21 protein-coding genes are annotated in these 23,252 nt (G+C 34.6%); 4 read left to right on the forward strand and 17 right to left on the reverse strand.

From position 1 onward, the window contains the following. Positions 1 to 40: 40 nt before the first annotated feature. The 6 genes from NST98_RS06195 to ald form a co-directional block, all read right to left on the reverse strand. Entirely contained in the window at positions 41 to 757 is a 717-nt protein-coding gene (locus NST98_RS06195) for an ABC transporter ATP-binding protein (protein ID WP_016837116.1), read from the reverse strand. After that, positions 750 to 1,523 (reverse strand): ABC transporter ATP-binding protein, encoded by a 774-nt coding sequence (locus tag NST98_RS06200; protein WP_340714703.1) that lies wholly within the window; start codon positions 1,521 to 1,523, stop codon positions 750 to 752. Before NST98_RS06200 ends, NST98_RS06195 begins: the two co-directional genes overlap by 8 nt. Further along, on the reverse strand, positions 1,523 to 2,473 hold the full coding sequence (locus NST98_RS06205; RefSeq protein ID WP_340435874.1) for a branched-chain amino acid ABC transporter permease: 951 nt from the start codon (positions 2,471 to 2,473) through the stop codon (positions 1,523 to 1,525). The genes NST98_RS06200 and NST98_RS06205 overlap by 1 nt, the downstream gene beginning before the upstream one ends. Before the next feature lie 5 nt (positions 2,474 to 2,478). Further along, positions 2,479 to 3,360, reverse strand: coding sequence for a branched-chain amino acid ABC transporter permease (locus NST98_RS06210; RefSeq protein ID WP_340714704.1), 882 nt, complete (start codon positions 3,358 to 3,360; stop codon positions 2,479 to 2,481). A 42-nt stretch (positions 3,361 to 3,402) separates the two neighbouring features. Further along, a complete protein-coding gene (locus tag NST98_RS06215) occupies positions 3,403 to 4,575 on the reverse strand; it encodes an ABC transporter substrate-binding protein (RefSeq protein WP_096551529.1) in 1,173 nt (390 codons plus the stop codon). A 182-nt stretch (positions 4,576 to 4,757) separates the two neighbouring features. After that, positions 4,758 to 5,879 carry an alanine dehydrogenase gene (gene ald, locus NST98_RS06220; protein ID WP_340714705.1) on the reverse strand — a complete coding sequence of 374 codons (1,122 nt, stop codon included), beginning with the start codon at positions 5,877 to 5,879 and terminating at the stop codon, positions 4,758 to 4,760. 276 nt (positions 5,880 to 6,155) lie between these two features. On the opposite strand from ald, the gene NST98_RS06225 reads away from it, so the two are divergent. Both NST98_RS06225 and NST98_RS06230 read left to right on the forward strand, forming a co-directional pair. Beyond that, complete coding sequence (locus tag NST98_RS06225) at positions 6,156 to 6,602, forward strand: universal stress protein (protein WP_016837110.1); 447 nt, start codon at positions 6,156 to 6,158, stop codon at positions 6,600 to 6,602. A gap of 499 nt (positions 6,603 to 7,101) precedes the next feature. Beyond that, positions 7,102 to 8,064 (forward strand): acyltransferase family protein, encoded by a 963-nt coding sequence (locus tag NST98_RS06230; RefSeq protein ID WP_340714706.1) that lies wholly within the window; start codon positions 7,102 to 7,104, stop codon positions 8,062 to 8,064. A gap of 60 nt (positions 8,065 to 8,124) precedes the next feature. Here the strand turns inward: NST98_RS06230 and NST98_RS06235 are convergent, their stop codons facing one another. The 10 genes from NST98_RS06235 to ezrA all read right to left on the reverse strand — a co-directional run bounded on the left by NST98_RS06235 (position 8,125) and on the right by ezrA (position 19,753). After that, the gene (locus tag NST98_RS06235; protein WP_016837108.1) at positions 8,125 to 9,063 is read right to left on the reverse strand and encodes a class I SAM-dependent methyltransferase; all 939 of its coding nucleotides are present in this window, start codon (positions 9,061 to 9,063) and stop codon (positions 8,125 to 8,127) included. A gap of 170 nt (positions 9,064 to 9,233) precedes the next feature. Further along, positions 9,234 to 9,737, reverse strand: a complete 504-nt coding sequence (tpx, locus tag NST98_RS06240; RefSeq protein WP_016837107.1) for a thiol peroxidase — start codon at positions 9,735 to 9,737, stop codon at positions 9,234 to 9,236. Positions 9,738 to 9,908: 171 nt separating this feature from the next. Next, complete coding sequence (locus NST98_RS06245; protein ID WP_340714707.1) at positions 9,909 to 10,649, reverse strand: RDD family protein; 741 nt, start codon at positions 10,647 to 10,649, stop codon at positions 9,909 to 9,911. 13 nt (positions 10,650 to 10,662) lie between these two features. After that, complete coding sequence (sppA, locus tag NST98_RS06250; RefSeq protein ID WP_016837105.1) at positions 10,663 to 11,664, reverse strand: signal peptide peptidase SppA; 1,002 nt, start codon at positions 11,662 to 11,664, stop codon at positions 10,663 to 10,665. 177 nt (positions 11,665 to 11,841) lie between these two features. Continuing rightward, positions 11,842 to 13,203 (reverse strand): IS4 family transposase, encoded by a 1,362-nt coding sequence (locus NST98_RS06255; protein WP_096550514.1) that lies wholly within the window; start codon positions 13,201 to 13,203, stop codon positions 11,842 to 11,844. 175 nt (positions 13,204 to 13,378) lie between these two features. Then, on the reverse strand, positions 13,379 to 14,965 hold the full coding sequence (gene mbcS / locus NST98_RS06260; RefSeq protein ID WP_340714708.1) for an acyl-CoA synthetase MbcS: 1,587 nt from the start codon (positions 14,963 to 14,965) through the stop codon (positions 13,379 to 13,381). 180 nt (positions 14,966 to 15,145) lie between these two features. Continuing rightward, entirely contained in the window at positions 15,146 to 15,355 is a 210-nt protein-coding gene (locus NST98_RS06265) for an alpha/beta-type small acid-soluble spore protein (RefSeq protein WP_016837103.1), read from the reverse strand. Between the two features lie 113 nt (positions 15,356 to 15,468). After that, entirely contained in the window at positions 15,469 to 16,677 is a 1,209-nt protein-coding gene (thiI, locus tag NST98_RS06270; protein WP_026018967.1) for a tRNA uracil 4-sulfurtransferase ThiI, read from the reverse strand. A gap of 5 nt (positions 16,678 to 16,682) precedes the next feature. After that, positions 16,683 to 17,822: a cysteine desulfurase family protein gene (locus tag NST98_RS06275; protein ID WP_340714709.1), complete on the reverse strand. Its 1,140-nt coding sequence runs from the start codon at positions 17,820 to 17,822 to the stop codon at positions 16,683 to 16,685. Between the two features lie 224 nt (positions 17,823 to 18,046). After that, the gene (gene ezrA, locus NST98_RS06280; RefSeq protein WP_340714710.1) at positions 18,047 to 19,753 is read right to left on the reverse strand and encodes a septation ring formation regulator EzrA; all 1,707 of its coding nucleotides are present in this window, start codon (positions 19,751 to 19,753) and stop codon (positions 18,047 to 18,049) included. A gap of 140 nt (positions 19,754 to 19,893) precedes the next feature. Here ezrA and hisJ point away from each other — a divergent pair, with 140 nt between their 5' ends. Further along, positions 19,894 to 20,688 carry a histidinol-phosphatase HisJ gene (hisJ, locus tag NST98_RS06285; protein WP_340714711.1) on the forward strand — a complete coding sequence of 265 codons (795 nt, stop codon included), beginning with the start codon at positions 19,894 to 19,896 and terminating at the stop codon, positions 20,686 to 20,688. Positions 20,689 to 20,696: 8 nt separating this feature from the next. Next, positions 20,697 to 21,176, forward strand: a complete 480-nt coding sequence (locus tag NST98_RS06290) for a GAF domain-containing protein (RefSeq protein ID WP_340714712.1) — start codon at positions 20,697 to 20,699, stop codon at positions 21,174 to 21,176. A gap of 44 nt (positions 21,177 to 21,220) precedes the next feature. Here the strand turns inward: NST98_RS06290 and NST98_RS06295 are convergent, their stop codons facing one another. Then, positions 21,221 to 23,071, reverse strand: a complete 1,851-nt coding sequence (locus NST98_RS06295; protein ID WP_340714713.1) for a sensor domain-containing diguanylate cyclase — start codon at positions 23,069 to 23,071, stop codon at positions 21,221 to 21,223. Between the last annotated feature and the right edge of the window lie 181 nt (positions 23,072 to 23,252).

Here is a 23,252-nt window from a genome sequence, read left to right on the forward strand (position 1 = left end):
GCTTCCCAACGTCTATTAGACATTGGGAAGCTCTTTTATTTTAGACGGTCGTTTTTTTCTTTCCTAAATATGCTTCGACAATTCGCTCATCCTTAAGTAAATCATCCGCAGGTCCTTCAATAATTATTTTTCCTGTCTCCATTACATATCCATAATCAGCGATTTTCAATGCTTGTTTTGCGTTTTGTTCCACAAGCAGCACCGTCGTTCCATCTTCTTTGATTTCTTTAATTATATTAAATATTTCCGCAACAATTAGAGGAGCTAACCCCATAGAAGGCTCGTCTAATAATAATAGCTTCGGTTTTGCAAGTAATGCACGTGCAATTGCAAGCATTTGTTGTTGGCCGCCAGATAACGTACCAGCCAGCTGTGATTGGCGCTCCTCCAAAATCGGGAATCGTTTCATTACATTTTGTATATCTTTTTTCACATCATGATCTTTACGATGATAAGCGCCCATTTCAAGATTTTCTAAAACGGTCATGGTAGATAGAATTGCACGACCTTCTGGAACGAGGGAGATACCTTTCCTCAAAAGTTGGTGTGGACGCATTCCCGTTACATTTTGTCCTAAAAATTCTACCGTTCCCCTTTTTGGTTTTATAAGGCCAGCAATTGTTCGCATCGTCGTTGATTTACCAGCGCCATTAGCTCCAAGAAGTGTTACAATTTTTCCTTCTTCAACTTCTAAATGTATTCCTTTTAATGCTTGAATTTGTCCATAATACGTTTCAATATTTGTTAACTTAAGCAATTGTCTCTTCCTCCTCTTTACCGAGGTAGGCTTCAATCACCGCTTCATTATTTTGAATTTCATCCGGTGTCCCTTCTGCCAATTTCTCACCAAAATTCAGAACGGTAATTCGATCACACAACCTCATGACAAGCGACATATCATGCTCAATAATGAGTACTGTAATTCCCATAGATTGTATTTTTTTAATTAAATCAAATAAATTATCCGTTTCCGTTTCGTTCATGCCTGCTGCCGGTTCATCGAGCAGCAATAAAGTCGGATTGCTTGCTAATGCTCTAGCAATCTCCAATCTTCTTTGTTGACCATATGCTAAATTCTCTGCAAATTGGTCTTTCAATTGACCAAGTCCAACTAATTCTAATAATTCTTCACTTTTTTCTTTTAATAATTTCTCTTCTTGCTTTTGAGATTTCGTTCGAATTACGCTTCTGAAGACTCCCGCTGAAATTCTTGAATGCCCACCGACCATTACATTTTGTAACGCTGTCATTTGCGGAAACAGTCGAATATTTTGATAAGTTCTACAAATGCCTTTTTCGGTTATTTTATATGGCTTTAGTTTTGTAATTTTTTCTCCATTAAAAAAAATTTCACCTTCTGTCGGTTCAACAATATTTGTAATGCAATTAAACATCGTCGTTTTACCAGCACCATTTGGACCAATTAATCCATAAATTTCCCCTTGTTCAATTGTAAAAGAGATATTTTTTAATGCGGTAATCCCGCCAAAACGTTTTGTAATGTTTTTCACTTCAAGGACCATTAGCTAGTCCCCCTTTTAATACGTTTTCCTTTTAATCGATAAAACAAATGAAGATCTAATATTCCTTGAGGGCGAACAGCCATTAAAATCACGAGCATAATCCCATAAAATATATATCGATAGTCACTTACAAAACGTAGTACTTCAGGCAATAATGTTAAAATGGTTGCTCCAAAAACGGAACCAATTATTACTTCGCTGCCGCCAAAGACTGTAAATATCAAAATTTCTACTGCGCGATGATATGAAAAATCAGATGGAGAAATATAGCCAATTGTATGTGCAAATAGTGCACCAGCAAGTCCTGCGATAAAAGCTCCTTGTGCAAATGCTAATACTTTATAGTACGTGATATTGATTCCCATTGACTCCGCCGCTTTTTCGTCCATTTGTATGGAAGAATAAGCTCGTCCAATTCTTGAATTTTGTTGACGAATGACAAACCATAAAATGAATAAAACGATTATGAATAAAACGATGACAAGGGATAAATAAACAAATTGATTATTTTTCAAACCTAGAGCACTAGGTTCTATTCCGATACTTTTTGCAAACTTTAGCAATTCCCTCCCCAACTGAGGAATACCAGTTAAACCAACTGAGCCTTTCGTCAAGCTTTCCCAATTGACAAAGAGAACACGAATAACCTCTCCAAATCCTAATGTTGCAATTGCCAAATATACACCCGTTAATCTTAATGATGGGATTCCAACGATAATACCAATTACACCTGCTAAGAGGGCACCCACTAAGATTGTTACATAAAGTGGAAGTTCATAATGAATCGTTAGAAGGGCGGATGTGTATGCACCAATTCCCATAAATCCTGCACTTCCTAAAGATAACTGCCCACTTGATAACGGAACATATATACTAAGGGCTAACATTATGTTAATTAATATGAAACATAAAACTTGTAAATAATATGGATTTAATAGTTCTCCTAACATTCTTATCACCTGCCCTCTGCCGTCTTGGATCCAAATATACCGTGTGGTCGAATTAATAAAATAAGAATTATCATGATAAATGCGATAGCGTCTCGATATCCCGAATCGCCATAAGCAACAAGCAACGTTTCAGATAAACCGAGGATTAGCCCCCCAACCATCGCTCCTTTCACATTGCCCATACCACCTAAAATAATGATGGCAAGACCCTTTAATCCCATAGATAAACCCATTTGTGGACTTACCGAGTTAAAGGCCATACCTACTAAAATACCTGCTATGCCTCCCATGCCGGAAGCGATAATCATCGTTAATGTGATGATTTTTTTCGTATCCACTCCAAGAATACTTGCTGTTTCTAAATTTTCTGCCGTAGCTCTAAGGGCTTTACCAGCTTTTGTTTTTGAAAGCCAAACGGATAATCCGACCATTAATATGACGGAAATAACAAAAATCGTAATTTGTACTAAATAAATTGTTATTGAACCAATTTCAAAACGAATTTCTGCAAAAGCAGTTCGAAATGGCTTATTTCCAGCTCCGAACATATGATGAGATAAATTTTCAAGAAAGATTGATACACCAATCGTACTAATTAGTGGAGCCAAATGGGATACTCCCTTTTTCCCTCTAAGAGGGCGTAAACTGAAGATTTCTAACAGATAACCTAATAAGGAAGTAACGACTATCGACGCAAGAAAAGCAAGCCACAACGGCCAACCTAATACACTCGTCGTCAATACACCAATAAAAGCTCCTACCATAAAAATTTCGCCATGGGCCATGTTGATGATGCCTAATACGCCAAAAACTAGAGTAAACCCAAGGGCGACAATCGCATAAATACTTCCTAATGTAATCCCATTAATCAACTGTTCAATTAGCAATAACCATCACCCTTTTCATATAAGGAAAAGTAGAATTCGAGGTTATTCCTCGAATTCTACAAACTTCCCATCTTTTATTTCTACAACTGTAACATCCATCACGACATCACCAACTTCATTGAATGAAAATAGTCCTAATATCCCTTCAAAATCTTTCGTCTCAGCTAGTGCATCTCGGAATGCATCTCGATCATCACCTGTTCCCGCTCTCTTTAATGCATCTGCATAAATATAAAGAGCATCATATGCTTGCGCAGCAAATTGGTCAGGCTTTTTCCCATATTCCTCTTCGTATTTTTTATTAAATTCAACAATTTTTGGATCTGTAGAATCCCCGAAATACGGTGTTCCTACAATTAAACCGTTCGCAGCATCGCCTGCAATTTCTAAAACTTGAGGGGAGTTAAATCCATTTCCTCCAACGAACGGAACGGTAATGCCCATCTTCCGCGCTTGATCGATAATAACGGCTCCTTCGTTATATAAAGCAGAAGCTAAAACTAAATCTGGATTCGTATTTTTGATTTTCGTTAGCTGTGCTTTATAGTCGCTTTGACCTTTTTGATATGTTTCAATTGTTGTAATTTCTAAGCCCATTTCTTCCGCAGTTCTTTTCATTACTTCAAATCCCGCTTTTGTAAAAGCATCATCATTCCCATAAATAATGGCAACCTTTTTTGCTCCTGTTCTTTTTACTGTTTTTTCCATTGCAGCAGGAATTGCTAACGCTTCCGGAATTGAATTTCGGAATACATAATCTCCAATTTCAGGAATTCCGTCCGCTGTTGTAGATGTACCCATAATTGTAATACCGTTTAAATCAGCTTCAGGTGCAACCGCGAAAAATTCCGTACTAAGCGTTGGTCCAATAATTGCAAGAATAGAATCATCGGCCATTAATTTTTGACCGGCATTTACCGCTTGTTCCGCTTCACCAGCAGAATCTTCAATTACTAATTCAATATTCACTTCACCTTTTTCATTAATTTCCTTTTGAGCTAATTTCAACCCTTGTGTAATCGCCTCTCCATAGGCAGCCCCTGCACCAGATAGGTATGAAATTACCCCGATTTTTGCTTGAATTACCTCTCCAGATGTTTCGTCTTCAATACTTGTTTTACTTTGTCCTCCGCTGTTTGTTGATGTTGATGAACTACCACAAGCTGTTAATAGAATTAACATGAATGTTGCTAAAATAATTAGAAACTTTTGCATTTTGAATCCCCCTATAAATTCAATTCTATTAATTTACACTATTGGAGTAATGTAAATCTCTATTTATTATTCTATTAATTGAATTTTAAAAATATTACAAACTCTATTTATAAAAATTTCTAATAAAATAAAAAAATACTTGGAAATACATAAGTATTCCCAAGTACTTGAAATAGTTATAATTATTCTTGCAACAGTGTATCAGCAGATACATATTCGCGTTGCTGCTCATCTGCAACCGCTTTATACACAACATATCCATTTAACGTGTTTAGACCTTTTTTCAGTGCTTCATTTTCTAAACACGCTTGTTTATATCCTTTATTGGCAATTTGTAACGCATAAGGAACCGTTACATTTGTCAATGCAATTGTTGATGTTCTTGGAACTGCTCCTGGAATGTTCGGAACTGCATAATGTAAAACACCGTATTTTTCAAATGTTGGCTTATCGTGAGAAGTAGGGTTGTTCGCTGTAATTTCCGTACTTCCACCCTGGTCGATTGCAATATCAACGATAACAGAACCAGGCTTCATTTGTTTTACCATTTCTTCCGTTACTAATTTAGGAGCTCTTGCACCAGGAATTAGAACAGAACTGATTACAAGATCTGATTGTTTCACAGACTCTGCGATATTATACGGATTAGAAATTAATGTTTTAACAGAAGATCCAAAGATATCTTCTAATTGACGTAAACGATCCGGATTCAGTTCAATAATTGTTACATCTGCACCCATGCCGATAGCAACGCGAGCAGCATTTGTTCCAGCTACTCCCCCACCGATAATTGTAACTTTTCCTCGGGGTACACCAGGTACACCGCCTAATAAAATTCCATTACCACCATTTAATTTTTCTAAATGATGCGCCCCAATTTGGACACTCATTTTTCCAGCAACTTCACTCATTGGCGTTAATAACGGTAATGCTCGATTTGGTAATTGCACTGTTTCGTATGCAATTCCAATTACTTTTTTATCTAATAACGCTTGTGTTAATTCGTATTCAGGTGCTAAATGCAAGTAAGTGAAGAGGATTTGTCCTTCATAAAAATATTTGTATTCGCTTTCAATTGGTTCTTTTACTTTTAAAACTAATTCCTGTGACCAAGCTTCTTCAGCAGTATCAACAATTTTTGCTCCCGCAGCAATATAGTCTTCATCAGTGAATGAAGAGCCTAGTCCAGCACCTTTTTGAATATATACTTCATGACCAGCATTCGTTAAAGTTACAACTCCTGCAGGTGTCATTGCTACACGATTTTCATTATTTTTTATTTCTTTAGGTATTCCAATTTTCACGAAAACTCCCACCCTTTGCTTGAATATTCGTAATAAAAAATCAATCACCACTATTCTATCAATTGTTAAAAAAAAATTAAATTATTTTTTGAAAAATTTTTCTTCCAAATTTCTTCACATTATTCATAATTGTAAATATAAAAAATTACAGTATTGTAGAAAATCATTTACAATAATTAGAAGATTTTGTGAATGTTTTTCATTTTTAACTAAAATAGCATTCTCATTGTCTGAAAATTTGATATAATAGAAACATAGTTAAAGGAGGTAAACAATATGACAAAGTATAAGAGTATTGTGGTAGCTGTGGATGGTTCTAAAGAAGCAGAATACGCTTTTAAAAAAGCAACTGAAATCGCTAAACAAAATGAGGATGCAAAATTAAACTTAGTGAATGTAATTGATACTCGCTCTTTTGCAGCAATTGAAGCATATGATCGCTCAATCGCTGAAAAAGCACAGGCCTTCTCTGAAGAATTACTTGAAGGATATAAAAAGAAAGCTGAAGAAGCTGGCGTAAAAAATGTGAACGTAATCATTGAATACGGATCTCCAAAAACAATCATTACAAAAGAATTATCCAAATTAGTAGATGCTGATTTAATTGTCTGCGGTGCTACTGGTCTAAATGCCGTTGAACGTTTCTTAATCGGTTCAGTATCAGAAGCAATTGTTCGCTCTGCAAAATGTGATGTTCTTGTAGTTCGCACGCCTGAAAATTAATCTAGTATAGATTTTAAGAGGTTGGGACAAATCTAAAAAAACATCATTTTCTCCAAGGAGAAAATGATGTTTTTTTGATATGTTATTAAAATTAATTTCCGTTCCGGGGACGCTTTCCGCGGGCCCGTCTCGAGCCTCCTCTGATTCAATCCTTCGCTCCTACGGTATCTCGATAGGGCTCGTCGCAGGAAAGCTTTGCTTTGCGACTAAGCGTGCGCGACAGGAGCACTCGCCCGTCACTTCAATCAATTTTTAGTTATATCAATTTTTTATCAAAACTATTTCAACTGCCCCTTTAATTTTTTGTTTATGTCCCAGCCTCTTTTTTGATTAACATAAAATATTAAAGTTTTTGTTATCTTTTTGCAATAGAAGTTTTTGTCGAATTATGATACAACTATATCTGTTCTCAATTAACCGCCGCTAAAACGCTCATTTTGCTTTTTTAGTTGGCTTCTACTCCTTTGAGTTCACAATAAATATAGAAAGAATGATTCTATTGAAACGAAATTCATATTTTGATAATGCAAGAGCAATATTGATTTTCCTCGTTGTGTTTGGTCATATGATTAGTGAGTATATAGAAAATGAAAGGATTCTAGCAAATATTTATCTTTTCATCTATACATTTCATATGCCAGCATTCATTTTAATTTCTGGTTATTTTGCAAAAAAAGTTTATGAACAAGGCTATTTTAAAAAACTCATCAAAAAACTCCTCATCCCTTATATTATTTTTCAAGTGTTGTACACTTTTTACTATGATTTAATATTTGGAGACTCGATAGGTTATAGTTTATTTATCCCAAGATGGGGACTTTGGTTTTTGATGAGTTTTTTATTTTGGAATATTCTCTTATATTTCTTTGGAAAATTAAAATATGGACTTCCAATCGCAATTCTTATTTCTCTATTAATTGGCTATGATACTGAAGTGGATGAATTTTTAAGTTTGTCCCGCACCTTTTTCTTCTTTCCGTTTTTCTTAGCTGGATTTCATTTAAAAGAACAGCATTTTGTCAAAATAAAATCCAAAATCAACGTATTTATTGGCACAGTACTTGCCATCGTAGGTTTTATCATCATAGTTCTCTATGTACCAATCGACTTCAGATTTTGGTTATTTGGAAAAAGACCATATGAAGAAATAACGAATCTCTTAGAATATTCAGCACTCATAAGATTAAGTACATACGGTATTCAGCTGTTAGCGTTGTATACCTTTTTTTCCCTCGTTCCTAAAAAACAATGCTATCTTACATCCATCGGCCAATCTACGATGGTGATTTATTTGCTTCATATGGCTATTGTTCGAGTTTTCCGTGAGTCTTCAATAAAGTCGTATATCATAGAATCAAGCCAATATTGGATATTGTTTGTATTCAGCTTATTAATTGTATATTGTTTGTCAAGAAAACCGGTCGTCCAATTCGTTGATACGTTATTGTACAAAAAATTTTAATAGGTGTTTAACGGGGTGTGTCTATAAAAATTAGACACCTCCTCTTTTTTTATAAATTTCCTATTTTCTCGTATTTTGTTCTTTCCAAATTTTCACTTTTTCAAAGAAGTATAATAATGCTTGCTTATTGGATAAATTCGGCACCTTCGCTAATAATACTTCTATTGGTGGCCTCAATGTATCACTTTTCTTTTGCAATATTAAAATGCTTTTTTCATGCAATTTGGATTTAAAGATGTTTTCTGGAAGCTGCATCACAGCTTGAATCCACGCATACTTCTTCAAAAATTTATGCAACATTTCAGCTTGTTCCGATTCAAATAAAGTTGCAGGGATTAAAAAAATCAAATAACCGCCATCTTTCGTATAATTTAATGCTTGTTCAATATATAAGTGATGAGCGTAACTCATCCCTTCTTTAGAACTTAATTCATAGTTTTTTGCAATATCATCATTTGGATAAAATCCTACTGGTAAATCACAAACTACCACATCTACAGGGTCAACTAGTAATGGTCTTAACGCATCTTGGTGGTATAACTGAATTGGTTGTTCAATAAGCTCTGCAATTTCCCCAGCTAATTGAATTAACAATTCATCCACTTCCACACCCGTTGCGAACACTTTTCCATCCAATTTGTTCATAATCGTAAACATTAAATTACCTGTTCCTAAAGCCGGGTCTAAAATTGAAATTGTTCCATCTTTTAATGTTTCCTCAAAAAATTGTTCAACGAAATACGTTATTAATAAGCCTAAAGAATCTGGCGTCATTTGGTGATTTGGTTGAGAAGATTCGCGCATTCCTTTTAATATAGAAAGCTGAATTGCTTTACGCATTTCTTCCTTCGTTGCTGCTTCAAAGGGTAATTCATATTTTCCATCAAGTATCCCCTTGAGAGTTGTTAAGACACTCTCTAAATATGTAGAGGACTCTGTTTTTTCAAGTTCCTCTGTTTTTTTATTGATAAAGGTAAATATTTGCTCTATCTTTTCCATCAAATTCTTCCTTTCATTAATTTCCATTTTTTTATGGAGTTACGATTAGAACGACAGGAACATAGTCGAAAATAAGTGTAGACAAAGCCGTCTTTGACTTTGTCTACATAAAAAGTTGTTATCATAAAACTATCATATACGATAAAAGAACTTCTTGCATCATCGTATTGTTAAATCAATTCTTTAACAGCGTTAATTGCCGCTTCATAATTTGGATGGTTTGTTGTTTCAGGAACATATTCTACATATCGAACAATACCTTCACGATCGACAACAAACACCGCACGAGCTAATAAGCGTAACTCTTCAATTGCAACTCCATAAGCTTTTCCAAATGAAAGGTCTTTATGGTCTGATACTGTCACTACTCGATCAATACCAGCTGCTCCACACCAGCGTTTTTGAGCAAAAGGTAAGTCAACAGAAACAGTATAAACAACCACATCTTCTCCTAATTTTGCTGCTTCTTCATTAAAACGGCGAGTTTCTGCATCACAAACACCTGTATCAAGAGACGGTACAGTAGCGAATAAGCGAATTTTACCTTCAGAATCTTTTAATGTTACAGGTGTTAAATCATTGGCAAGCACCGTAAAGTCTGGTGCAATGTCACCAACTTTCACTTCATTTCCTAACAATGTTACTGGATTATTTTTAAATGTCACTTCAGCCATTTGAATATTCCTCCTTCTTTTCTACTTATTTCATCTTACTAAACACCTTCACGTATAAGCAAATAACTTAACTTGAAAATTAAAAACCATTCAGCGTCTAAAATTTTCATGACACTGAATGGTTTTAGTAACTCTATACTGTTTGATGATTTGATTCTATCATTTTTTCTTTTATAACTTTTTTTCATTTTTCACATACACTTTTTCATGCACCACAATGGTATCTGATATATAATCTTGTAGTCCTTGATTTTTTGGAGTAAATGCAACAGCAATATAAGGAAGCCAAATTGTATTGTTAATAAAACGAGAGACTAACTCTCTAAACAATACTGTACTCCAAGATAGTTTTTGTTCTTTCAGTGACTTTACTTTTAAACCGAAAATCATTTTGCCAACAGTTTGCTGCCAAAACTTTGTCATAAGTACAAAATATACATAATAGAAAAATCCTGAAATAATCGTAATAGGCGCATACCAAACGGAACTAGATAAATTCCAACCCATCATATAGAAAATTGGTTTAACTAAAATACTGACGATTGCTGTAACAATAAGACCATCTGTAATAAATGCCCAAAAACGAATCCAAAAACCAGCTGTTTTTTCTTCATATTCTGTAATGATTTCCGTTTCTGAAAATGTTTTTGGAAATTTTTCCTTTTGCTCTAGTTCTTTCTCTACACCAGCTTGCTGATCAGGCTTAATTTCTTTATCTGTCTCCACTTTGATTTCTTCTTCATTTGCAACGAACTTTTGAGCAATTTCCGAAGTGTGTGGATTTTCAATTTTAAGCTCCTCTTGGTCTCGATCGTTTGCTGAGTTTTGTTCCATTTGTTTGTTTTGTAAAATGTCATTATTCGACTCATGGGCAGAAGTTTTCCGGTTATTATCTTGATTATAACTCGTCATATTCCAGCCCTCCTTAATATTGGCCATATAAATACATTAATCGTGGTGCATCATAAGAATTCATCAATTTCATTAGCATCCGCTCTTCTGGTGAAGGGCCAAAGAGTGTTCCCAGTTTCATTGTAAATAAAGAAGCAAAACTACCTAAATTTGACTCATATTCGAACAATTCAGCGTCTTCCAATCCATAATCTTCTCTTAGTGACTGAATTGCATCCTCTAAACTTCCAAGCTCATCGACCAAACCAGCTCTTAACGCTTGACTACCACCTAAGATTCGTCCGTCCGCAACTTTTTTCACTTCCGCTTCAGTCATTCCTCTTCCTTGTTCTACTATATCTACAAATACTTCGTAAGATTCATTAATCATCTCTTGAATCATCGCTTTTTCTTCTTCTGTCGTAGGTCGAGTACCACCGAACATATCTTTATGTGGACCGGATTTGATTGTTTCAAATTCAACACCCAATTTTTTCGCTAGCTCTGCATAATTATAACTTTGCATGATAACACCAATGGAACCCGTAATTGTTTCACGATGGGCAAAGATTTTGTCTGCTGGAGCGGAAATATAATAACCACCTGATGCAGCCATGGATCCCATTGAAACGTATATTGGAATACCTTTTTCTTTAATTTTTAGCAATCTTTCATGAATTTCAGCAGATTCAATAACTCCACCACCTGGTGAATTGACAGATAATACAACACCTTGTACTGTATCATCTTCCAAAATTTGGTCTAATGAAGCAAGAAACATTTGGTGATCATATTCAAGCGGTACCCAAGGTGAACTTGAACCAACATCTTGAATTACTCCATCTATAGATAGTAAAGCAATTCGTTCATTAAAAGACCCTGGTTCGAGGACCGTCTCTGCAAGTTCTACATCCGTAAGCGTCTCAAATCCACTTAAAAAGTCACTCTTGAGAAATGACATTAACGTATTGATTGCGATTGATGCAATCAGCAAAAAAACTGCTGCTCCTAACGCTATCCATCTTTTTAAATTCATCTAATTTACCTCCTTCAATTTACATACGTTTTTCAACAACAATTGTTTCAAAAAAATGATAAATTTTTCTATGCTAGTATAAGATTACATGAAAAAAAGGCATTCAGAAAGTAATTGTTTCTGAACGCCTTGACTTTGATATCACTTCATGCAATAGATAAGTATTTAATTAATTACTCAACTTTCGCACACAGATATTGTCAGACATCTCTTGATGTAATTGGGTAAAGACGCAATCCATTCTTGTACTTTACTTTTAAATAATTCCATGTTCAAACAAACATTAGCTTCTGCTAATGTTTGGAAGATCGCTAATAATTGATTCAATGCACTCTCTAGATTCATATCTTTTACATCTTCACATAATAGAAAAAAGAGATTTCCAATCGTTTTAGGATCGTTGTTTTGTCTACGCTCCCACTCTAAGAGTATAAAGCGAGTAAACACAATCGTTGTATGACTAATCAACAGATCATACGAACGACCTTGAAATTCTTTTGCTAGGTTAAGCAATGATTTGGTACACTTGAAAAATGTTTCGATGTCCCAGCGCATCCCGTAAATACGCACAATTTCTTCATCTGAAAGTGTGGTATCTGTACTCAAAATGGCTAACCATTCACTCTTTTTATTGCGGTTACGCACGAATACAATCTTGACTTGTCGTCCTTTTGCAAGATGAACATGGATCGAACCGAGTAGGTCTTTCTTTTCCATGGTACGCTTTGCTTTTTTAAAGAGTTCATCCAGAGTATGGGCTTCACCATCTATGAAATAACGTTGTTTTAGCTGCTTGACCATACCAATGACAAATAAACCTTTATCCGTGATTTTTTCAATCAAAGGCTCATGCGTAAACCAAGTATCCATTAACACATAATCAGCTGTAATTCCTGCATTTAAGGCATGATCCAATAAAGCAGAGACAACGCTTGGCTTATCTTGTTGTGCTTCAAGACGACGCTTGTAGCCGGAAGTGCGTTTATCAATGGATTCATCGACCCCGTTAAGTTGATTTTCCTTTTTCGCTGAACTCAATAAAGCAAAGTCTACAGGTAGAAAAGAATATCCATCAGACCAACCAAGAGTAAGCAACTGAAACCCCTTATAGAATCGTTTCTCTGTATGATCAAATACTCGTGAAAGAAGTTCAACAGACTTGCTTCGGTTGCGTGAAAAGAGTGAATCATCAACAATAAACACCTTCACTCTGTTGTTTGATGTAAGCTTTTTTATACGTCCAGTAAGATCTTGACATAAGGAAAGTAAAAAAGTTCGCCAAGCATAAGTAGATGAATTTAGAAAACGGTAGATCGTATCTTTTTTAGGTAAGTCCACGGCTTTCTTACTTTGAAGTGCTTGAAACCAATTTTTATATTGGAAAACAAGCAAAAAAATAAGACGGAAAATAGATAAGCATGAATAACCAAATCCCTTAGTAATTCTCGCTTTTCTCAAATGTTTGCCTATATTTAATTCAGAAAATCTTCGTTCAAGTTCTTTTGGTAGTTGTGCAAAAGTATCTTTTTTCGTTATCATAATGGTGACACCTTCTTTGGTATTTGGTTTGTTCACCATAATTTTACCAAAAGATAGGTGTCTTTTTCTTTTAAAAAAATAAAATCAATAAAAAACAAGAGAAATAATGAAAGACGATATAAAACAGTCATATCAAGAGTTGCAATAAGATATTACTCTGCGAAAGTTGAGTTAATTATTTTAGAACTTGCTTTTGCATTTCTCTTTGACGCAATTCTACGCGTCGAATTTTACCGGAAGCCGTTTTTGGTAGCTCGTCGATAAATTCGATTGCTCTTGGATATTTATATGGTGCAGTAATACTTTTTACATGCTCTTGTAATTCTTGAACAAGGGTAGGGCTATCCTTTAAAGATGGATCTTTTAAAACAACGAATGCTTTTACGATGCTTCCTCGAATCTCATCAGGACTTGCAACAACCGCACATTCTTTTACCGCTGGATGTTTAACAAGGGCATCTTCCACTTCGAAAGGCCCAATCGTATAACCGGAAGAAATGATAATATCATCTCCACGACCCTCAAACCAGAAGTATCCTTCTTCATCCTTATATGCACGGTCACCAGTTAAATACCATTCTCCACGGAATTGTCTTTGCGTACGCTCAGGATCATTTAAATAACCTTTAAACAATGCAGGTGTAGAAGAATGAACTGCAATATCTCCAACTTCGCCTGGTTTTGTTGGTCCTCCATCTTCATTAATAATATCCACAATATTTCCTGGAGTTGGTTTACCCATAGATCCTGGTTTTGGTTTCATGCCGAGGAGTGTTCCAACAAGCAATGTATTTTCAGTTTGTCCATAACCATCACGAACTTGTAAGTTAAATACATTTAAGAATTTATTGATTACTTCACTGTTTAACGGTTCCCCAGCAGAAACAGCGCTTCTTAAATTGGATAAATCATAAGATTCTAAATCATCCACTTTCGCCATCAAGCGATATTCTGTTGGTGTACAGCATAATACATTAATCTTGTAATCTTGCAACATTTGCAAGTAGTTTTTTGGATCGAATCGTCCTGTATGAACAAATGCTGTTGCCCCGCTTCCTAAAATAGCTAAGAATGGGCTCCAAATCCATTTCTGCCAACCTGGTGCTGCTGTCGCCCAAGCTAAATCATTTTCTTTTACACCGAGCCAGTGCTCAGCTGCTGTCCGTAAATGTGCATATCCCCAACTATGAGTATGAATAACCCCTTTTGGATTTCCTGTCGTTCCACTTGTATAAGATAAGAAAGCAACATCTGAACTTTTCGTTTGCACTTCATTAAATTCATCGGATAAATTTTCAAGCTCTTTTTCTATTTGAATCCACGGTTCATTCGCTTCACCGTAAACGAAAAGTTTTAATCCATTTAACGATTTTACATCATCAAATTGAGAAATTTCATTTGAGAAAGCAACAATTCCTTTTGCACCTGAGTGTTCGATGCGGTAGTCAATATCTTTTGCTCTTAACATTTCAGAGCTTGGAATAATTGTAATCCCTGCTTTTAATGCACCAATGTATGTAGCATAAGCTTCAGCAGAACGTGGAACCATGACAAGGAGAACGTCGCCTTTTGTCAGTCCATGTTTTTTAAATAAATTTGCTACTTTATTTGCTCTTTTTAATAACTCTACAAACGTGATTTTTTCTGTCGTACCGTCTTCATGGTGTACCAGTAACGCCACTTTGTTTTCATCTTTTGCCCATTTTTCGAATTCATCTGCAATATTATATTTCTCTGGAGCTAGTAAATCCTCTCTTTTCAAGCAAATTCCCCCTCAATTTTCAAAAATAAAAATATTATTCTAATTATAATATATTCAATAATATCATCAAAATATTCTAAATAGTATATATATTTTTGTTTAAAAAGTAATTTTTTTGAGAATGAATGAAATAAATTATAGAAAAAAAGCTAGTAGCATACGCTACTAGCCTTGTATTACTTATTGTTGAGTTCCACGTAATTGTGACTCAGCCATTTGCACTAGACGTTTAGTGATTTCTCCTCCGACTGACCCGTTTGCACGAGCAGAAGCTTCAGGTCCGAGTTGAACACCAAACTCTTGTGCAATTTCATATTTCATTTGATCTAATGCTGCATTTGCACCAGGAACTAAAAGTTTATTTCTGCTGCTGTTGTTGTTTGTAGCCATCTCTCTCACCTCCTTGTGCATTTAGAATGTGCTGTAATTATTAATTAATACATAAAAGGTGAGAGGTAAATTGTTCATATATTACCGATTCGATGGTACAAAATTATTATATATTATAATAAATGCTTAAATTTCTCTACTTTCATACGTTTTTCAGGCAACGTATAAATTTCGCGATTTTTCACTGCTCGTTCAATATACTCTTCAAAATCTACTTGAGATTCGAAATAAGTTACTCGATCTATTTTTGGTCTTGTTTTCGGATTTGCTGGTGTAAATATTGTACAGCAATCTTCGTACGGTTTAATGGAGATTTCGTACGTGCCAATCTTTTGAGCAATATCAATAATGTCCAGCTTATCGAATGAAATCAAAGGTCGAAGAATCGGTGTATTCGTTACTTCATTGATTGCCGTTAAACTTTCTAATGTTTGGCTTGCTACTTGTCCTAAACTTTCACCTGTAACAAGCCCCAAAGCGCCAATTTCTTCACGAACACGATCTGCAACTTTCATCATCACTCTGCGTGTTGTTGTCATTAACATTTCTTTTGGTACTGAATCTTTAATTAAAACTTGTAATTCAGTGAATGGTATAACATGTAAATGAATAGAAGAACCGAATTTTGTTAATTCATTTGCTAAATCTTTTACTTTTTGCAATGATTGTTCACTCGTATAAGGTGGGCTATAAAAATGAATGGCATCAATTCTTACTCCCCTTTTCATCATTAAATATCCTGCTACTGGGCTATCAATTCCTCCAGAAAGCAATAATAGCGATTTTCCGTTCGAACCTACAGGCATACCACCTGCACCATAAATGATTTCAGACATTAAATAAGCTGCTTCTTTTCGAATTTCAATTCGAAGTTCCACATCAGGATTTTTAACATTTACTGATAAATTTGGATTATGTTTTAATAAAAATCCTCCAACTGCTAATTGTATATCATATGTTTTGAGTGGGTATGTTTTATCTGATCGATGCACTTCCACTTTAAACGTGATTTGCTGATCTTTATAACGATCCATTATTTTTTGGGCTAACTGTTGGATGTTTTCAATTTCCCTATCGCATATAGCAACAGGACTAAACGATTGAATACCAAACACACTAGGCAATTTTTCCATCAATACTTCAAATTGTTTTTCATTATCAAGCTTAATATACATTCGATCCCGCTCTGCTTGAACTGTCAGAGGGGCAATATCAGAAAAAGTATATTTGATATTATTTTTTAATCGGTGAATAAAATCTTTACGATTTCGACCTTTCGTAGTGAGTTCACCATATCGTATTAATATTTCATTCCAAAGCATCATTTTTATACTCCTTTTAATTCTTTCATAACTTCTTTAAAAATTTCTTTAAATTGTTCTATTTCTTTCTCTGTATTTTTTGCGCCAAAACTTATTCGAATAACACCTTCTTTAAAGTGAGAATCTACATTTAAAGCTTCGACAACATGGCTTGTTTTCTTTTGTTTTGAAGAACATGCGCTAGATGTAGATACAATGACACCTCTTTTTTGCAATGCATTAATTATCACTTCGCCTTTTAAATCTCGCACGCTAAAAGACAAAATATGTGGCGCCCCTTCTTTAGTTGAGAGTAAATAAATATGATCACCGAAAGTATTGAAAAAATCCATCAGATGATCTCGCCACTTTGTAAATTTTGCATAATTTTCTTGTAGATGTTCAGTTGCAATTCGACAAGCTTTTGCTAATGCAACAGCTTGTGGAACAGGGACAGTTCCGCTTCTTAATCCAAATTCTTGACCGCCACCTACAATTAGTGGTGCAATGTTTAATTTTCTTTGAAATGCGATGATTCCTGTTCCTTTTATTCCATGGATTTTATGACCCGAAATTGTTAATATATCCGGTCCGGCATCACCGTTAAATTGAACTTCCAATTTTCCAAAACTTTGTACTGCATCCACATGAAAAATGGCACGAGAATGTTGGTGAATGATTTTGGCTGCTTCCTCAATCGGTTGAATTGCTCCCATCTCATTATTGACGTGCATCATGCTAACAAGAATCGTATCTTTACGAAGTTTGCTGCACAATTCATCTATGGATATTACACCCTTATTATCCACTGATAAATACTCGACTTCGTATCCATCTTTTTCTAAAGTTTTATATGCTTCCAACACTGATGCGTGTTCAATTTCAGTTGTAATTATATGTTTCCCAATATGCTTATTTTTTTTTGCAACGCCAAAAATTGCAAAGTTATTTGATTCTGTTCCTCCTGAAGTAAACAAAACGTGTTCCGGTTTTGTTTTGATTATGTGAGCAATTTGATTTCTTGCTGCTTCTAATAATTCATTTACTTCCACACCAAAGGCATGAATTGAAGCAGGATTCGCAAAATAGTTATTATTTACTTCAAGAAATGTATGTAATACTTCATCATGTGGTTTCGTTGTAGCACTATTGTCAAAATAGATCATGAATACCAACCTTCTATTTATAATTTTTATGACAATTTCAAAAGAAAAGGGTTGTTCAGAAAGTGAACACTTTCCGGACAACCAACCTTCTCATTGTGACTATTAGCATCAAAAGATCATCCAAAATCTTTCAAATGAATGGATAACAGCAAATTGCAATATCAATTTCCGATAATGCAATTTGTTATTAATATTATATCGTGAATAATCTTACCGTGCATAAACTAATGTTTCGTTTTTTCGAACATTTCTTCTTGAACGAGTTCTTGAATGCGTTGAATTGCTCCTTGTTCCGCCAGTTCCACAGCTTCTGCTGCTTCTTCCAAAGCTTTTACATAGCGGAAATTGTGGAACGATTCTTCCGCTTGAAGTAACAATTCATGGACCCTTGGATTTGAACGATATCGGTTTCCATATTGAATGATACGCTCTATTAACATCACATTTTCGATCATCTCTTTAGCATGTTTTTGCACATCCTGAATACATTTTTCCGCTTGATCTAAATTGCTATTTACCAAATTCATGTTCAACGGAACTTCTTGGAGGCTTTGCATGACAATAAATAATTGCTCTTCTGCTTCTTCTAAGCGAGCATCCATTTCTTCTGGTATACCCGGAATGTTTGCTCTATGTAACATCCGGTCTGTTTCTTGCAGGATTTTCTTTAAAGACTGAAGTTTTGCTCGAGCTTTATTTTCATCAATTCGCAAATTCTTTAACCGGTTTGAAAACTGATCTTGTACCTCTTGAATTTGCTCAATTTCATTACGAATTTCGATTAATTCTTCTTGCAAACTTGAGTATGCGGATTTTTCTTCTCTTACACGGGATAACAATACTTCAAATCTTTTTTGTATCACTTCCAATTGTTTTAATCCGAGTTTTGGAATTTCAGCCTCTTCTTCCGGCAAACGATAGCTATTTTGCACATATTCTGCTTCTGTACTTACTTCTTTTGTAGCTTTCAAAACTTCATTTAAAGTTTTGTATGTACTATCGCAATTTTTATCGACATAGTTTTTTGCATAAACTTCTTTTTCAAGTAAATCGTAAAAATTGTCGATTTCATCATTGATTTCTTGGATTCTTGTCGACACATAAGAAATATTTAAATTCGCTAATTCCTCTTCTAATTTCTTTAATTCTTGTTCAATACGGTCAAGGTTCTCTGTTAATTCAAGATGCTGCAAGTAATAGGATTGTTCTTCCATTTCCCGGTGACCATTTCTTAATTCATGAATTGAGGACGGTATTTTTGTTTGAATGTCTGTTAATAAAGCAGGAATTTCATTAATTAACCCATTTATTTCTTTCGATTTTTCATTGAGCAAAAGAACAATCTCTCTGGCATTCAAATAATTTCCTTCTTCAGTTAACTTATCATATTCTTCAAATTTCTTCGGAAATTCTTCTAGCATTTTTTCCAAATTCTCAATCGCAGGACCAAAGGAATATTGATGAGCTAGAAGAGTTTTGCGAGCTGAACGATAAAGTTCCTTCAATTGTTCTATTTCAATGCGATTCTTTTCTTCACTGCCAATTAATTCTTCTAATTCAGATAAGATCTCATTTTTGATTTGATCACATTTATCAATATAATCTTCTATATCTTTTTCAATCATCGAAGCTTTTTTAAATTTAAACCGGTCAATATATTCTTCAGCATCGAACAACATGGAATCAATTTTGATGATGTCAACATCTACCACTTCAGTCCATTTATTTCGCCAACGTTCGAATAATTCTTCCGTCTGACCGTTCATATTCAAATTTTTTACCTTTGTTAATTCTTCAAATATAGGATAATGTTGAATTTGTAATTTCTTTTTTTCCAGTCGCTCTATTACAGCATTATGTTTTTTCCGGATGATTAGCCCGAACGTTAATAATGCTAATAGTACGATGATGACAATGATGATATACTTCATCGTAAGCCTCCTATTCCACACTCACGCAAATTGGCTATATGTTATATAATATACCATGTTTTTAAACTTTTGTTTTAAAAAATGAAGTATTTCATGAAAGTAATATAATTCTATTTAAAAGTAAAAGGAGTTGAAAAAAATTGAAAAAAGACGGGCACATTCATACTCCCTTTTGTCCCCATGGAACAGCTGATTCGCTGGAAGGATATATAGAAAAAGCAATTCAACATCAATTTACAGATATTACGTTTACTGAACATGCACCTCTACCAGCAAATTTTGTTGATCCCACACCCGAAAAGGATAGCGGAATGAAACCGGATTTATTGCCAACTTATATAGATACATTGCACAAATTAAAACAACAATATGAAAAAGATATCACCATTCATATAGGTTTAGAAGTGGATTATATTGTTGGTTACGAAAACGAAACGAAAAACTTATTAAATAGTGTTGGTCCTTTTCTTGATGATGCCATCCTGTCCGTTCATTTTTTAAAATGGAAAGATGAATATGTTTGCATCGATTATTCAGAACAAGAATTTATGAAATTTATAGAAAAAGTTGGAAGTGTTGAAGCGATTTATGAATTGTATTATGATACTGTTATTCAATCAATTGATGTGGACCTTGGTGTATATAAACCTCGTCGCATCGGCCATCCTACACTAGTCCATAAATTTCAACATGCCCATAAAGTTCATGTAGATGATGAACAGCGCATTAAAGAAGTTTTAAATAAAATGAAGGTATTTGGATACGAACTGGATGTAAATAGCGCAGGGTTAAGCAAAAAATATTGTTTAGAGCCTTACCCGCCATTCCCAATGATTGAGTATGCTAAATCGATACATCTGCCACTTGTGTTTGGATCTGACGCTCACTCAATCAATGATTTGCATCAACATTATGAAAAAATTTTCCGCAAATAGGAGGTACTATGTTTACGAAAACTGAATATAAAGGTAATCTCGAAGAGCAATATGACATGTTATCCAAGCAACTCTCCGCTTTACTCGAAGGAGAAGATGATATCATTGCGAATTTAAGCAACGCTAGTGCATTGTTAAATCAATTTTTAACAGACATCAACTGGGTTGGATTTTACTTAATGAAAAATGGTGAACTTGTCCTCGGACCATTTCAAGGATTGCCTGCTTGTGTACGAATCCCAGTAGGACGTGGCGTATGTGGTACCGCTGTACAGAAAAGAGAAACGATCGTCGTAGAAGACGTTCACCAATTCCCTGGTCATATTGCATGCGATGCTCGAAGTAATTCAGAGATTGTCATTCCACTAATAAAAAACGATGAAATCATCGGCGTCCTTGATATTGATAGTCCACTGAAAAATCGCTTTACAGACGATGACAAGCTGGGATTAGAAAAATTTGTCCAAACATTAATCCAATATTTATAAAAAAATTACTACGTTTTCGTAACTTTTACGAACGTAGTAATTTTTTATGGCCTCAAAGCCCTTACATCCTCATAAATACAAACCTTATTTTTTCCGCTATTTTTTGCAGCATATAAAGCTTTATCCGCTTGCAAAAATAATTGCTGATATTCAGGTCGATTTTGTTTATGCCAAGTAATTAATCCAGCTGAAACGGTCACTTTAGGAACAGTTATTTTTGGAATTTGCGACACGATTTTTTTAGATAGATGATATGCTTCCGATTCAGATATATTTGGCACATAAACGCTTAATTCTTCACCGCCCCATCGAGCACAAATCCCTTTTTTTCCAACTTCCTCGATTAACTTTTCTCCAATTTGAATTAATACTTGATCGCCAACTTGATGACCGAATGAGTCATTAATTTGTTTAAAGTCATCAATATCAAGCAATAAAAACATACCGCTTTCATCGTTTGTTAATGATTGATTCACAAATTTATCAAGATAACTTCTAGCATAAAGCTTCGTTAAATGATCATGATCGACCATTTCTTGCAATTTATGTCTCAGAATATTATTCGATATCGCTAAAGATGAGTGATGGATCAGCGATTGCATTAATTTAAAGCTATCAAAAGAGAAAAAGTAAGCGTCTTCATGTAAAACAATGCTAAAGCCGATAATTTTTTGTCCAGCAATCATCGGTATGGCCATCATCGACTTGAATTTCACATCGCTTGAAATGAGTCGGCTAAAATCTGCGATGAATAAAGAGTCCTTCGATTTTTCAAAATGCTTTGCGACAAAATCAATGTAAAAAATGCCCTCAACCGATTTAAATAAACTGGTAGAAGCATTTGCTAATTGAAAACATTCCTTCTCCGCAAACACAAAACATAACTCGTTAGGTTGGAAAGATTTCATTAACTGCTTCTTTAAAAACGTAAGCATTTCAACTATATCTAGCTCTGAATTCAATCGATGACTGGTTTCATTAATTAGTTGCAAATCACCGATTAAACGATGAGATTGATGATATAATTTTGCGTTTTCTAATGCATTGCCCGCCGTATGTGTAAGCATTGCAATGTATTCCTTTTCCTTTTGGGAGAATACATATTGGATTGGTGCTTTCACTTGAAAAATACCGTAAATTGCTTGTCTCCCTTTTATCGGTGCGTTTAAAATACAACTGTTTAATTCCTCTGATTTTTCAATCGTAATTTTCCCCGATACAAATGCTTCAACTGTTGCAGCGCGCTCTTTTAAATAGTCAAACTGTTTAATTTTAAGGGAAGTCTTCTGTTCTTGATCATTCGACAATATTAATTCTACTTCAAATTCTGAATAGTTTTCTTGGATTGTGGTAATCACGTTTTCTAATATGATGTCGATATCCATCGTAGAGTGAAATAAATCCGTCATACTATATAATTTTTTAAATTTCTTTTCGTTCGTGCGTACTTCTAAATTATGAATGAATGCTCGAAGAAATTTTGAGATGTTATCGACGAATTCACAAAAAACTTCTGATTCAGAAAACTTTTTCCAAGTAGGACTCGATTGACATAATAATAATCCGAATACTCTTTCTCCTTCTCTGAGTAACACCATATCAGTGAAATCACGATAGTCAAAAAGCTCCTTTAAAGATTGTGGTATGGAAGCCCTAGCTTCGACCATTTGCGGTATCTCTCTCTGTTCTAATATGGAAATTGCGCTTTTATACTGCTTTAACGTATCATTTTCAACGAAGAGAATATCACATTTCTTTATATTAAAATGTTGCACCAAACACTTTTTAAGCATATTGATAAATTCTTTCAAATCACGCTCATCATCGATGGAGCTAAATGAAAGGTTCAATAATTCCGACTTAAATTCCATTAATTTCAGCCGATCTTCTGACATGAAATCACCTTTTCTTGACTAACAAGATAACAACATACTATATAATTATACCATTTTTCAAAACTAATTTCCTACTTATTTTAGCTTTAAAGACATATTGTAAAATAAAATTTTCTCTTTTCTCACTAGCATTGCACTAATTAAATCTGATGATTCAAAATACTAAGAATGTTCAATTTTT

It is taken from the genome of Ureibacillus sp. FSL W8-0352 (genome assembly GCF_038004345.1).
GTDB classification, from domain to species: Bacteria; Bacillota; Bacilli; order Bacillales_A; family Planococcaceae; genus Ureibacillus; species Ureibacillus thermosphaericus.

Coding starts and splice junctions, on each gene's coding strand:
- NST98_RS06200 (WP_340714703.1), bottom strand. CDS start 1,523: ATGGTCCTTGAAGTGAAAAACATTACAAAACGTTTTGGCGGGATTACC.
- NST98_RS06205 (WP_340435874.1), bottom strand. CDS start 2,473: ATGTTAGGAGAACTATTAAATCCATATTATTTACAAGTTTTATGTTTC.
- NST98_RS06215 (WP_096551529.1), bottom strand. CDS start 4,575: ATGCAAAAGTTTCTAATTATTTTAGCAACATTCATGTTAATTCTATTA.
- NST98_RS06225 (WP_016837110.1), top strand. CDS start 6,156: ATGACAAAGTATAAGAGTATTGTGGTAGCTGTGGATGGTTCTAAAGAA.
- NST98_RS06235 (WP_016837108.1), bottom strand. CDS start 9,063: ATGGAAAAGATAGAGCAAATATTTACCTTTATCAATAAAAAAACAGAG.
- tpx (WP_016837107.1), bottom strand. CDS start 9,737: ATGGCTGAAGTGACATTTAAAAATAATCCAGTAACATTGTTAGGAAAT.
- NST98_RS06245 (WP_340714707.1), bottom strand. CDS start 10,649: ATGACGAGTTATAATCAAGATAATAACCGGAAAACTTCTGCCCATGAG.
- sppA (WP_016837105.1), bottom strand. CDS start 11,664: ATGAATTTAAAAAGATGGATAGCGTTAGGAGCAGCAGTTTTTTTGCTG.
- NST98_RS06255 (WP_096550514.1), bottom strand. CDS start 13,203: ATGATAACGAAAAAAGATACTTTTGCACAACTACCAAAAGAACTTGAA.
- NST98_RS06265 (WP_016837103.1), bottom strand. CDS start 15,355: ATGGCTACAAACAACAACAGCAGCAGAAATAAACTTTTAGTTCCTGGT.
- thiI (WP_026018967.1), bottom strand. CDS start 16,677: ATGCTTTGGAATGAAATATTAATACGATATGGTGAACTCACTACGAAA.
- NST98_RS06275 (WP_340714709.1), bottom strand. CDS start 17,822: ATGATCTATTTTGACAATAGTGCTACAACGAAACCACATGATGAAGTA.
- ezrA (WP_340714710.1), bottom strand. CDS start 19,753: ATGAAGTATATCATCATTGTCATCATCGTACTATTAGCATTATTAACG.
- NST98_RS06290 (WP_340714712.1), top strand. CDS start 20,697: ATGTTTACGAAAACTGAATATAAAGGTAATCTCGAAGAGCAATATGAC.
- NST98_RS06295 (WP_340714713.1), bottom strand. CDS start 23,071: ATGTCAGAAGATCGGCTGAAATTAATGGAATTTAAGTCGGAATTATTG.